This is a genomic window from Timonella senegalensis JC301, from assembly GCF_000312125.1.
GTDB classification, from domain to species: Bacteria; Actinomycetota; Actinomycetes; order Actinomycetales; family Cellulomonadaceae; genus Timonella; species Timonella senegalensis.
The window spans coordinates 323,251-335,274 of sequence record NZ_HE978643.1 but is presented as its reverse complement, the minus strand read 5'-3'; the positions used below and the strand labels follow the sequence as shown (position 1 = coordinate 335,274).

At 60.5% G+C, this 12,024-nt stretch carries 15 protein-coding genes and 1 tRNA gene; 14 read left to right on the top strand and 2 right to left on the bottom strand.

What is annotated here, in order from left to right; translation table 11 throughout:
• Nucleotides 1-203: hypothetical protein (locus HGSM_RS09365; protein ID WP_230197528.1), on the top strand; the 203-nt coding region annotated here is incomplete at its 5' end.
• A 278-nt stretch (nucleotides 204-481) separates the two neighbouring features.
• Here HGSM_RS09365 and HGSM_RS14415 read toward each other — a convergent pair.
• The gene (locus tag HGSM_RS14415) at nucleotides 482-628 is read right to left on the bottom strand and encodes a hypothetical protein (RefSeq protein ID WP_195891368.1); all 147 of its coding nucleotides are present in this window, start codon (nucleotides 626-628) and stop codon (nucleotides 482-484) included.
• Between the two features lie 56 nt (nucleotides 629-684).
• Between HGSM_RS14415 and HGSM_RS09360 the strand changes: the two genes are divergently transcribed.
• Both HGSM_RS09360 and HGSM_RS09355 read left to right on the top strand, forming a co-directional pair.
• Nucleotides 685-1,137: a hypothetical protein gene (locus HGSM_RS09360; protein ID WP_019148489.1), complete on the top strand. Its 453-nt coding sequence runs from the start codon at nucleotides 685-687 to the stop codon at nucleotides 1,135-1,137.
• On the top strand, nucleotides 1,134-1,445 hold the full coding sequence (locus HGSM_RS09355; RefSeq protein WP_019148488.1) for a hypothetical protein: 312 nt from the start codon (nucleotides 1,134-1,136) through the stop codon (nucleotides 1,443-1,445). The genes HGSM_RS09360 and HGSM_RS09355 overlap by 4 nt, the downstream gene beginning before the upstream one ends.
• A gap of 14 nt (nucleotides 1,446-1,459) precedes the next feature.
• Here HGSM_RS09355 and HGSM_RS09350 read toward each other — a convergent pair whose 3' ends face one another.
• The gene (locus HGSM_RS09350; RefSeq protein ID WP_154646304.1) at nucleotides 1,460-2,110 is read right to left on the bottom strand and encodes a hypothetical protein; all 651 of its coding nucleotides are present in this window, start codon (nucleotides 2,108-2,110) and stop codon (nucleotides 1,460-1,462) included.
• 63 nt (nucleotides 2,111-2,173) lie between these two features.
• Between HGSM_RS09350 and HGSM_RS09345 the strand changes: the two genes are divergently transcribed.
• The 11 genes from HGSM_RS09345 to HGSM_RS09290 all read left to right on the top strand — a co-directional run bounded on the left by HGSM_RS09345 (nucleotide 2,174) and on the right by HGSM_RS09290 (nucleotide 12,011).
• Nucleotides 2,174-2,470, top strand: coding sequence for a hypothetical protein (locus HGSM_RS09345; RefSeq protein ID WP_019148486.1), 297 nt, complete (start codon nucleotides 2,174-2,176; stop codon nucleotides 2,468-2,470).
• 12 nt (nucleotides 2,471-2,482) lie between these two features.
• On the top strand, nucleotides 2,483-2,785 hold the full coding sequence (locus HGSM_RS09340) for a DUF4406 domain-containing protein (protein WP_019148485.1): 303 nt from the start codon (nucleotides 2,483-2,485) through the stop codon (nucleotides 2,783-2,785).
• A gap of 74 nt (nucleotides 2,786-2,859) precedes the next feature.
• Nucleotides 2,860-4,125 carry a replicative DNA helicase gene (locus HGSM_RS09335; RefSeq protein ID WP_019148484.1) on the top strand — a complete coding sequence of 422 codons (1,266 nt, stop codon included), beginning with the start codon at nucleotides 2,860-2,862 and terminating at the stop codon, nucleotides 4,123-4,125.
• Nucleotides 4,126-4,136: 11 nt separating this feature from the next.
• The gene (locus HGSM_RS09330; RefSeq protein WP_019148483.1) at nucleotides 4,137-4,685 is read left to right on the top strand and encodes a hypothetical protein; all 549 of its coding nucleotides are present in this window, start codon (nucleotides 4,137-4,139) and stop codon (nucleotides 4,683-4,685) included.
• Between the two features lie 443 nt (nucleotides 4,686-5,128).
• Nucleotides 5,129-5,233, top strand: a tRNA-OTHER gene (locus tag HGSM_RS14410).
• 1,079 nt (nucleotides 5,234-6,312) lie between these two features.
• Entirely contained in the window at nucleotides 6,313-6,717 is a 405-nt protein-coding gene (locus tag HGSM_RS09320; RefSeq protein WP_154646303.1) for a hypothetical protein, read from the top strand.
• Nucleotides 6,707-8,332: a hypothetical protein gene (locus HGSM_RS09315; RefSeq protein ID WP_019148481.1), complete on the top strand. Its 1,626-nt coding sequence runs from the start codon at nucleotides 6,707-6,709 to the stop codon at nucleotides 8,330-8,332. Before HGSM_RS09320 ends, HGSM_RS09315 begins: the two co-directional genes overlap by 11 nt.
• 9 nt (nucleotides 8,333-8,341) lie before the next feature.
• The gene (locus HGSM_RS09310; protein WP_019148480.1) at nucleotides 8,342-9,694 is read left to right on the top strand and encodes a phage portal protein; all 1,353 of its coding nucleotides are present in this window, start codon (nucleotides 8,342-8,344) and stop codon (nucleotides 9,692-9,694) included.
• Nucleotides 9,695-9,696: 2 nt separating this feature from the next.
• Nucleotides 9,697-10,929, top strand: a complete 1,233-nt coding sequence (locus HGSM_RS13785) for a VG15 protein (RefSeq protein WP_019148479.1) — start codon at nucleotides 9,697-9,699, stop codon at nucleotides 10,927-10,929.
• Between the two features lie 103 nt (nucleotides 10,930-11,032).
• Entirely contained in the window at nucleotides 11,033-11,608 is a 576-nt protein-coding gene (locus tag HGSM_RS09295) for a hypothetical protein (RefSeq protein ID WP_019148478.1), read from the top strand.
• A 16-nt stretch (nucleotides 11,609-11,624) separates the two neighbouring features.
• Entirely contained in the window at nucleotides 11,625-12,011 is a 387-nt protein-coding gene (locus HGSM_RS09290; protein ID WP_019148477.1) for a hypothetical protein, read from the top strand.
• The last annotated feature ends 13 nt before the right edge of the window (nucleotides 12,012-12,024 follow it).

Here is a 12,024-nt window from a genome sequence, read left to right as displayed (position 1 = left end):
GTGTGGGGCGTGAGGGGCACGACATGAGTGCGCCGCGTGAGCGTCTTGCTACCGAGATTGGCAAGCACTTCCCCATTACCGATAGGGGTGCCAGCAGGTCCCTCATGATCAAGTGCATGTGCGGGGCACTAGCGCCAACCTGGCACGGACACCTAGCCGACGCGATCATCGCCGCCGGATGGACACCACCCGCACAGCCCTAGGAAGAAGAAGAACCCTTCTCACGCATGAGCTACGAAGCAATGGAAGCCAAACTCGCGCAACAAGAAAGCGCCCCTCGGATGACATGACCCGAGAGGCGCTAACTCAAACGTCAACCAGCGGCCTGGACTCCGCTAGACACGCTCCAAACTATCGAGCAACACCCCAGCATTTCCCCCTACCGGCCTGCCGCTCACTTACAAGCCTCACGGGTAAAACACTGGTGAGCAACCGCAAGGGGACAACTCCCCACCTAAGCCCACCCCAGTGGCGGGCTCTTTCATGCCCGGTCGGTTTTGATCCATAGGAGGCGTTCACCTTCAGCAAGTGACGCCTCCGCCGCGGCTTTCGCGCTCGCGTAGTCCGTATCTGTGAAGGTCTTCTCGATGGGACCGGTAGCCGATTCGACCATCACCACAATGTCCATGCCCTCACCATAGCCGCCCATCTTGGGCGGTTTTCTTGTTCCCGGAAGGACCCACTATGAAACGCATCATCAACCACAACAGCATCAGCGATCGCGCACTGGCTCTCAGGCTCTTCGAGCTCGCGAACATCGACCCTGGCACGATAGCGTCCGACAGCATCACGATCTACCGCAACCACGTCGAGTACAAGGAGATCCAGTTCATCGAACTCAAATACCAAGGCGCCACAGTCATCACCATCCAACGCAACCCGCGCACACTGGAAGCCATCACAAAAACCCGCACCATCCGCAACCCCTTGCCCGCGAGCGCATGGGCCCGCCCCATGCTGACTCCCGAGGAACGCTTACGCTCCACCCTGAACAAGTTCAACTCCAGCGCACACAAGACCGACACCGAGATACAACGCTTCCGTGACGCCATCAACGAACTGGCGCTCGCAGTGTCGCATGCGGAGTTTGGCGTCTATCCACAGCGGTATGTCATGGGTGTGGAGGCAGGAGAATGACTATTCCATTGGAAGCGGTAGAGGCCGGAGCGAAGGGGCTTCTGGCTCACGGCACGATCGTTCCGGAACTACGGCAGGCGAAGGGTGACTGGGAGTCTGCCGGCTGGACCATTCAGCAAGAGTTCATTGCAATGTCGAACGCAGTCCTCGCTGCTGCACTACCCCGCGTTCGTGAGCTGATCGCGCAAGAGATCGAGGCTCTTGAGCCGACGGCGGAGATGATGACGCACAGGCGAGACGAGTACGAGTACAGCGCAGGATGGGACGAGGCAGCAGGCGACGCTGCCGTGATCGCGCGCGGCCGGTAATGGGCACCTTCGTGCTACTTCTTTTCTAGTTTCAGTCGTTTCAGTTCGCTCTTGGAGAGGTCGGGAAAGATGGAGGCGTAATCACCTTCCCCAAACAGTTGAACCCTTTCAACGAACTCAGGAGGAAGCAGATCTTCCTTGAGCATCCGAACTCTCGCCGCAATGTACTTGTCGGGGACTCTGCCCAACTGCCACTCACCTAGGATCCTCGAGAACTGGATTGCCCAGTCAAGAAACGGGATGGTAACAAGTTCCTTAGCCGAGTCCTTCGTCTGCTGGGACAACGCAAGACGCCCGACCAACTCCACATTCTCAAACTGCGCGTCGGCTTCGTTCATCCCATATTGGCGCTCTAAATCGAGCCAGTTACGAACGATCCGCTGCTTGTAGGGAATCGTCAGTTGGAGAGTCACTATCGCCACTCTCAGCTCACGCAGCACGTCCTTCGCTGGCTCCGCGTCCATCTGAAAGGTCGAAAGCGTCGCCAACGGCCTCAACAATCCCTGCACAGCACTCAACCTCGCCGCCTCCGCCGCTGCTTTGCGTGCAGAGCGCCGTTCGAGGCTAAAGATCGCCAGGGCAATCAGGGCCGCAACAACACCACCAACGAGTGCCGAAAAGAAGTTGGAATCCCACCACTTGCTCTCAACAACAACCTCAGTCACCTCAGAAACCATTATTCGCATACGCGGATTCTTCCAGACACACCACTCCGAAAGGAACACAACATGACCCTCACCGGCAACATCACCGGCGCCAGCCGCCAAGAACTCATCAACCAAGCAACACAAGCAGCCACCGCCTACTACGGCAACGCCTGTTTCTCCATCCGCCTCCACAAAGAAACCAGTGAAACCGACTGCAGCGACAGCTACACCAACCTGGATGCGCCCAACGAGAAACTCCCAACAACCACCATCTACACCGCCGAATACACAGCCACTCCCATGCACACATGCATCACCACCACAGCGAACCAAGACCAGCCACGCACCTGCAGAGACTGCGGCCAAAACACCAACTAACCCAAGGACCCCATGAACATCTACATCGCAGGCCCCATGACCGGCCTCCCCGACCTCAACTACCCCGCCTTCCACCAGGCAGCCAACCAACTCACAGCCCAGGGCCACACCCCCATCAACCCCGCCAACACCACCCTCCCCAACAACTCCACCTGGCTCCAATACATGCAAGACTGCATCCCCAAACTCATCCATGCCGACGCCGTAGCCCTACTCCCCGGCTGGCAAAACTCCACCGGCGCCACCATCGAAGCCAACCTCGCACAAAGCCTCGGCATCCCCACCCACCCACTCACCACCTACCTCCACCCCTAACCCCACCAACACCCACCAACACAAGCCCAACCGCGCTCGCGGCTGGGCTTTCGTCGTCTAGAAAGGAACTTCCCATGAGCGAGCTCGCTAACGTTGCTGCCGAACGGGAGATCATCTGCGGCACCTTGAGTGCGCGAGGAGCAGAGCAAGATCAACTGCTCAGTGGTCTACGGCCCGAGGACTTCTACCTGCCAGCCCACGAGTCGATCTGGTGGACGTTGCAGGCCATGCACTCGGGCGGAGAACTGATCGACTTCATTACGATCATGTCCGGGCTCGCTAAGCACGGCTACCAAGACCTGCAGAAGCACATCATCGAGCTCGCGGACCTCGGTACCGTTGCAGTCCAGGCGGCCGCGTACACGAGCGGTGTCTACGACCTCGCGGTACGTCGTCGCCTCGCCGCCATGGGTACCCGTGTCGTCCAACTGGCGGGGGATGCAGAAGGCTCCCCCGCCGAACTGGTATCCGTCGCCCAAACCGAGTTGGAAGCCGCGTACAAGCCCGCCGAGCAGGCTCGCACGCACGTCTCGGACATCCTCCCGGACCTCTTGGCTGAACTGCGCGACCCCACCCCACCACAGGGCATTGCATGGCCGTACATGGATGCCGATCGACTCCTCAAGCCCATGAGCGCCGGACAGTTTGTGATCGTCGCTGGACGGCCTGGCATGGGTAAGTCCGTCGCCCTCTCAGATATCGCTCGGCACGCTGTCCTCAAGCAGCATAAAAGCGCCGTGGTGTTCTCTCTCGAAATGCGGGCCGAGGAATACCTCAAGCGCATCCTCGCCGCCGAGACCGGTATCCGACTCACCTACATCAACGAGAAGCGCCTCAACGAACGGCAATGGGACGCACTAGACACCGCAGCCCGACGCCTAGCCGACGCGCCCCTGCACATCATCGACAAGCCCGAATGCACCATCGCAGACGTGCGAGGCCGGATCCGTGAACTCAAGGCCGACATCGTGTGCATGGACTACCTCCAACTCGGCACCTTCAACCCGAAAGTCCAACGCCGTGAAGGGCTCGAAGAGTTCTCACGAGGACTCAAGATCGCCGCCAACCAATTCGGAATCCCCATCGTCGCCGCAGCGCAACTCAACCGCGGTGCTCAAGACCAGAAGCGCCCACGCATCTCAGACCTCCGCGAATCCGGAGCGCTCGAGCAAGACGCCGACGTGATCACCCTCCTGCACCGCGAAGACTACTTCGAACGCGAAAGCCCACGCGCCGGCGAACTCGACTACATCATCGGCAAGCAACGCAACGGACCCACCGGAGAGTTCGTCCTCTCCCACCAGCTCCACTACACACGCTTCAGCGACATGGCCAACTGAAAGGACCACCAATGCCCACCGCCTGGCAAGAAATCCTCGCCCGCCTCCCCAAACTCGCGGACATGAAAACCGAACGTCCCCTCTTCGTCGAATCAAACCGGCGAGCAACCATCGACCCCTCCAAGTTCACGCCACTCAACCTCGACGCACTCGGCCTCGAACTCGAACTACGCAAGGCCATCGACCAGCACTGCGAGCGCGAAGGCACCGCAACCGATCTAGCGGAGTTGTTGGCGTCCGGGTATCCGGTTGGGCAATCCGAGTTGGTGTGTGGCCTGTGGAATCGTGAGGGAGTTGAGTTCTTGGAGGAGATCCGCACGATCACGAATGGGGAAGTGCGCACAACAGCGCGGCGCCGCGCGTTCCTAGAGGCGTGCCCTGAGCTGTTCCGGTTGAACCTCTACCAGATGACCCAAGCCTTGGTGTTGATGGGCTTCCCCGCGAAGTACAACACCCTGTGCAAGTGGGCTCAACGTGGCCATCTCATCCCGGATGATGAGGGTCGATACTCATTGTCTGACGCGCTCGCTCGGTATAAGAAGGTCCCGGTTAGCGTGTGATGCTGGACAAAAGCAAACTGTCCACTAATATTGGTGGTGGAAGAACTGTATCCACTTGAAGACTCTCACCGTTGGTGAGGGTCTTTTTTCGTGGAATCACAGCGGTCAACAGCCAACGACTCCCGGCTGAAGGACGATCATGACGGGCGGGTTCCTTCCAAGGCCCTAGTCGCACCTGCCGCAACTTCCAGCGAGCCCGCATCTGCTCGCTGGTTCAGGGAGCGCGCACTCCCTCCGGTAGCTCACCGTGGACCACAACGAGCCGTCTAGCCCACGTCACGGGCTCTCATTCTCCGTCGTCTAACCGGCAGGACGGCAGATTTTGGTTCTGCTAATCGAGGTTCGAATCCTCGCGGGGAAGCGAGGCCGAGGGGCCTCCTAAGCCCGCCTCCGATGGCATCGTATGAAAAAACGGGGCGACTGGCTGCCGTAAGCAGTCGCACGGGACTGTAGTTCAGTGGCAGAACACCGCATCGCCCCCTACATGCGCAAGGCGTCAGCGCAAGGACAAGCAGCGGAAGGCGCAGGTTCGAATCCTGCCAGTTCCACGACCCTAGGCAAGCGACCTAGACACCTGACGGGGACAGTCCGCGACTCGGCGCGTAACCCGAGCAGACTCCACGCATCGCCCACTACGCGGTCGCGCATTCATTGGGGGGTGCGACAGATGGCTCAACGACGATTCATCACCCGGCACGGTACCGCGACCCGCGACACCCGCCCCCACCGCACTGAGTTTCACTGCCGCAATCATCACTGCGCATGCAAGCCACAGAACCCCAAGCGTGAGCGCATGCACGCGAAAAAGTACCTGCGCCTCGGTAGTGAACCACCGCCCATCTACACCGCCTGGTAGCACCCATCCATCTGCCACCCACGAGGTGGACCGCCCCTGCGCGTATGCCACATGCACTGCCTGTTCTGGCGTTCTCCTTTTCTCCTTCACTCAAGTAGCTGCGGCTACTCCAGCCTGCCTTGGAGGCCTCATGTCCGGACGTGTGTGCAGCAAGTGCCCTCGCATTCTTACTGATGGCTCAACGATCTGTGTTTGGTGCAAGCGAGAGAAAGACAGAGCGCGCGGGACATCAACCCAACGCGGTTACGGAAGCGCACACCAAGCCGAACGCGCACGCTGGCAAGCCAAGATCGATGCCGGCGAGGAGGTCGCTTGCACGCGCTGCTGGAGGCAGATACTCCCCGGCACACCTTGGGACCTCGGACACTCCGACTCGAGGACCTTCTACACCGGCCCCGAGCACGCCACCTGCAACCGCTCAGCCGCAGGAAAGCACGCTGCGGCACTGCGCAACCGCTGACCGCGAGCGCCAAGGTTGAGGGCCTGCCGCTACCCCAGGGGGGTGGGGCAAAGGCGCCTGACCTATAGACCGACGGTGAGGTCTGAAAAAAGTGCGGAGGGTTCAAAAGTTTTCCGACCGGCGCGCGATGCCCGGTTTTCTGCTTTTTGGCGCGATGCCGAAGGAGGTGCCCGACTATGACCAGTGGTGGTTATCGCACGCAATCTGGACCGAAACCAAACCCGAACTCGGGGCGCTCGGAGCGTCGCAATTTCACGCTTACGTCTCTCCCCTCGGAGGGCTACACCGGTAAGGTCCCAGCGTTTCCGTTGATGGAACGTCCCGTCTTGGTGATGTCGTTCGACGACCAGGGCGGCAAGAAGATGGTGACTGACGAAGAACTGACCGAGGACGTCGCGGACCGGGAGCAAGAACTGTGGGAATGGGCATGGTCCACCCCGCAAGCCTGCGCTTGGTCGCTAGAACCGTGGCGGTGGCAGACAGTCGCCATGTGGGTACGTACCTTCGTGATCTGCGAAGGTCACGAGGCCAAAGCCGCTGACAAGGGCGCGCTACTCCGCTTGCAAGATCAGATCGGGCTTTCCCCCGCCGGACTTATTGCGAACGGTTGGGCTATCGCGCGCGACGAGCTCGCTGAGAAGTCAGCGACGAAGAAGCCCATTGCCAGTTCCGGAGGCTCACGCTCCCGGATGCAAGTAGTTCCTGGTGTCGGCTGACGGCCTCGCCCTCGAATTCAATCCTCTTCACACCCTCGGGTTCATCGTCACCGACTGGGTGGAACGGCACTGCATTGTCCCTGGCGGTGTTTTCGATGGCGATCCTCTGATCTTCAATGGCTGGCAGCTCTTCTGCACGACAAATCACTACAGAATCAAAGCCACCGCGAAGTTTGATCCTGCACGCATCCTTGAGCCTTTCTACTACCGGCGATCCATCATTGTGGGTCCGCAGAAGTGTGGAAAGTCGCCGTGGGGTGCTGGAATGCTGCTCGCTGAGGCGGCCGGCCCGTCGACGTTTGTTGGGTGGGCGAAGGGTGGAGAGCTCTACCAGTGTTCTGACCACGGTTGCGGGTGCGGGTGGGTGTACGAGTACCAGCCAGGCGAAGCGATGGGTGCTCCCCGCAAGAAGTCACTGATCGGTTTGCTGGCGTTCGCAGAGTCGCAGACAGCGAACGTGTATGAGCCGTTGCAGACGATGATCACGACCGGGCCACTCGATGACGTGCTCAAAGTTCGTGAGGGCTTCGTGCGCCTCCCGAACCGCGGCATGATCCTCCCATTGTCCAGCGCGGCGAAGTCGAAACTGGGAAAGCAGTTCACGAGTGGGCTAGCGGACGAGTCAGGTCTGTACACGTCAGCGAACAAGGTTCTCGACACGTGGCAGAACATCAGGCGATCTGCAGCAGGTATGCAGGGCCGCACTATCGAGCTCACGAACCCGTGGGACCCCATCGAGAACTCTGCCGCGCAGCAAGGATTCGCGTCCAAGTCCAAGGACATCTTCCGGTACTACCGCGAACCGCCTCGCGACCTGAACTACAAACTCAAGCGCGATCGTCACAAGATCCACGTCCACGTGTACGCGGACTCGCCATGGGTGGACCCAAACGGTATCGACGCGGAAGCCGCTGAGCTTGTCGAGACCGACCCAGCCCAGGCTGAGCGATTCTACGGAAACCGACTCGTCCAAGGTAAAGGCACCTACCTCCTCTCGAAGTGGATCGACCGATCTCAAGACGAAGTGGAGATCGGAAAGGACATCGTCCTCGCGTTCGATGGCTCTCGATCGGGAGACTGGTCGGCCATTCGTGCTGAAACCAAGGACGGCCACCGCTTTACGCCTACGTACACGGTCGGCGGCGAAGAACGCACAACCGTGTGGAAGCCCGAGGAATGGGGAGGGCAAATCCCCCGCGGTGAAGTCCACGCGGCTGTCCGCCAACTCTTCAAGAAATACAACGTCAAAAGGTTCTACTGCGACCCCTTCGACTGGTTCACAGAAATCGAAGAATGGGCACTCGAATTCGGCGATGAAGTGGTCATCCAATGGCCCACAAACAAGATCGACAAGATGTGGCAGGCCCTCGTGCGCTACCGCTCCGACATGATCGAAGGCATTTCCACCCATGACGGTGAAGACGACTTCCTCACCTGCGCAACTAACGCCCGCATGGCCGCAAAGCAAGGCGACAAGTTCATTCTCGCCAAACCATCCGACCACCAGAAAATCGACGTCCTTATGGCCGACGTCCTAGCCCACGAAGCCGCCTGTGACGCGCGCTCCGAGGGATGGACCAGCGACAAGGACGACGTCATGTTCATGTTCAGGTAGGAGGTGCCCGTGACAACACTCATGCAGGCATCCAAACTCAACGACGATGAGAGCCGGATTCTCTCGCACCTCAACAAGAAGGCCCGCGAAGTCGAAAAACCCGACACTCTCAACGACGCATACTACGAGGCCACAAACCGCCTCGAGCAGATCGGCATCGCAGTCCCACCCGAACTGCGACGGTTCGTCACACAGGTCGCATGGCCACAAACCGTCGTAGACGAGGTGGAACGCCGACTCGACGTCAAGGCCCTCATGCTCCCTGGCGAAGACAAAGCGTCCGAAAAACTCACCGAGCGATGGGAAGACAACAACCTCGAGTCCGAATCCCCCATCCTCCACAAAGAGACGATGATCTTCGGACGCGGATTCGTCTCCGTGGGCACCAACCCAGAGGATGCGAAAAAGCCGTTCATCCGCATCGAGCCTTCTCAGCAGATGGTCGCCGCCGTAGATACCGCACAGCGAAGCATGGTGGGTGCTCTGCGGTCCTTCAAGGACTGGGACGGAGCTCGAAACAGGACGCTCTTCCTGCCCGGCTCGACAATCCACCTGCGTGCGTCGCGCAACGGCTGGGAGGTCACAAACCGCGACGACCACGGTCTAGGCCGCGTGCCCCTCGTGATGTTCCTCAACCGCAGGCGCGCCGGCACGTGGATGGGTCGCTCCGAAATGGCCGCGTCCATTCCACTCACCGACGCCTGCGCCCGTGCACTGACCAATCTCCAGCTCGCGCAAGAAGGCTTGGCAGTCCCAACGCGCTACCTTTTTGGCGCGGACAAGGACAAGATGGTCGACCCAAAGACCGGCCAACCAGTGCCTGTCTGGGAGGCCTACTACACGTCGCTCATGGTGCACAGCGACCCTAAACTCACCGCTGGGCAGTTTGACGCCGCCAACCTTGAGAATTTCACCAAGGTCGTCGACAAGTACGGCAGCCTCGTCGCCTCGATTTCCGGTCTACCTGTCCGGTACTTCACCGATTCCACGGTGAACCCTGCCGCCGAGGGCGCTATTCGCGCGGACGAGTCGCGACTAGTCAAGAACGTCGAGCGCAAGCAGACCGACTGGGGTGACGGGTGGGGCTGGGTCATGGGACTCTCCGAGCGATTCGCCACCGGAGAGTGGCCTGACGGCAACAAAATACGTACCGAATGGCACGACGCCGGCACACCAACCGTTGCGCAGAAGGCCGACGCAGTCACCAAACTCGCTGGCGGGAAAGCAATACTCTCCGTGCAAGGCGCACAAGACGAGCTCGGATGGAGCGAAGCCAAGAAGAAGCGCGAGCGGGCATACCGCCAGGAAGAACTCCGACTCGAGTGGAACGCCCTGGAGCCGGACATCGACGGTGAAGAATAGCCATGGCGTTCGAAGCCGCAATTGAACACGAGAAGACGGTGGCCGAGATCGTAGCGAAGGCTACACGCGAAGCCGACCAGTTGTGGCGCGGAATCACACCCTCGTCGATAAGTGGATCGTGGAATGAGCGTCTCCCCCGCGTCACGCAGGTCTTCGCCGACGCACAGTTTCAAGCAGCTGTCGAGGGCATGATCTACTCGTCATTCGTCCTCGCAGACCAAGGCTTATGGACTCCGCCCACCTCGATTGCCAGGGCGTCCGCTTCCGCGGGCATCGCATCGTCAGGGGCGACGCTCACCACCGTCCTAGACCGGCCAGTGAGCTACTCCAAGTCCCTGATCGGGGAAGGTGTACCCCCCGTCGAAGCACTGCGCCGCGGTGGACTCCTGCTCCAAGGCATCACACGCACCCAAGTTCGGGACTCTGCCCGGCTTGCCGCGTCCACGGACATCGCGGCCAGAGATTCGGTGTCCTACATACGCATGGTTGGACCGGGCGCCTGTTCTCGGTGCATTGTCCTTGCCGGCAAGATCTTCCGCTGGAACACCGGATTCAAACGGCACCCGCGATGCAACTGCACGCACGTGGCCACGACCTCCAAGAAGTATGCCGGGGCGAAAGCCGAAGGCTACATCGACGACCCCTACGAGGTCTTCAAGGGAATGACCGCGCTCGAGCAAGACCGAGCATTCGGGAAAGCAAGCGCTGACGCAATCCGTGACGGCTCGGACATCTTCCAAGTTGTCAACGCCAGCCGCTCTGCACGAGGCCTCACCACCTCCGAGGGCTTCACTCGTCGCGGATACTCTCGAGGCCTCGAAGGTCGTCGCCTCACACCAGAAGGAATCTATCGGCAAGCCGCAGGAAACCGCGAGCGAGCCCGAGAACTCCTGATCGAGCACAACTACCTCTTGCCCGGCGGCCAAGTCCCTGAGGGGTCAATCCGAGGTCATCGAGAAGGCTTCGGAGCGCTCGGAGCAGGTGGCCGCCGCGTCGGTGCACGCACCGCAGTCGAGCAGTCGCGTCGCACCGGGATGCGCGATCCTTCGAGCCGCTACACCATGACCGCCGCTGAGCGCAGACTCTTCGACTCTGAGGCCCGCTACAAAGCAGTCCTCGAAGGCCGAAACCCCTACTCCCGCGATGGGAAAGGGCTGACCCCACAGCTAGCAGCACAAGCCGAAGCCGACTACAAGCGATGGCTTAGCACCGGCGGCGAAGTCTTTAATGACTAGCCCCGAACCAAGCGCCTCACAGCCCGATGCTGTGGGGCGTTTTGCATACCCCTTTTCCGGCCGCGCGAGGCGTCCGGATGCTTTCCGCGATGGAGATAAGCACATGAGCACGACCCTTCTCAAGACCCGCTACACCCCCACCCCCGGGTTCACGCATCCGCGATGGAGCAGAATCCGGTTTGTCGCTGCCGACCCTGCGGATCCTGCCACTGGCGACGACAAGACCTCTAAGAATCCTGCCCCAGATCCTGACGGCGACGAAAAGTTGGGTGAGGGAGGAAAGAAGGCCCTGACCACTGAGCGTGACGCCCGCAAGGCGGCTGAGCAGAAGGTCAAGGACCTTGAGAAGCAACTCGAGGACTCCAAGAAAACCGACGAGCAGCGCATCAAGGACGACCTCGGCACCGCACAGTCGGAACTCGCCGCTTCGCAATCGCAGCTTCTGTGCTACGAGGTGGCTGCGGAGATCGGCCTCGACATCAAGCTCGCATCCCGCCTGAAGGGCTCGACTCGCGAAGAGATCGAAGCCGACGCGAAGGCATTCAAGGACCTCGTAGGCACGAAGTCCACACCAAAGCCAGACCCACACCAGGGCGGCGGCTCCAAGTCCACCGCAAAGAGCGTCTCAGCAGGACGAGACCTCTGGGCTGAGCAGCACCCATCCAAGAAGACCAACTGACAAAGGAGAGAGCACTATGCCTCGACTGACTACTGAACAGGTTGGCGGCGGCGATTTCTCGTGGCTCGGAAGCGCGCACGGAATCAGCAACGCCCGCACCGAAACCCTCGACGTGTCCGCCTTCACCAAGGCAACCCACTACCCAAAGGGCTACATCCCTTCGGGCACCCCCGTCGCGCGGATTGGTACGGGACTTGTCCCGTATGACCCAGCCGCCGAGACCACCACGGCTGCGGGTGTCCTCGCAGGCTTCATCCTCACCAACCAGAGCGTCGTAGGTACCGCGGACTTCGCTGTGCCGCTGATCGACCACGGCCGAGTGAAAACCAGCAAACTCCCCGTGTCATTCACCGCACCTACGGGCGCGAAGCGTGGGGAAACCACCTTCGTCTTCGTAGCCTGAAAGGAGGGCCCAA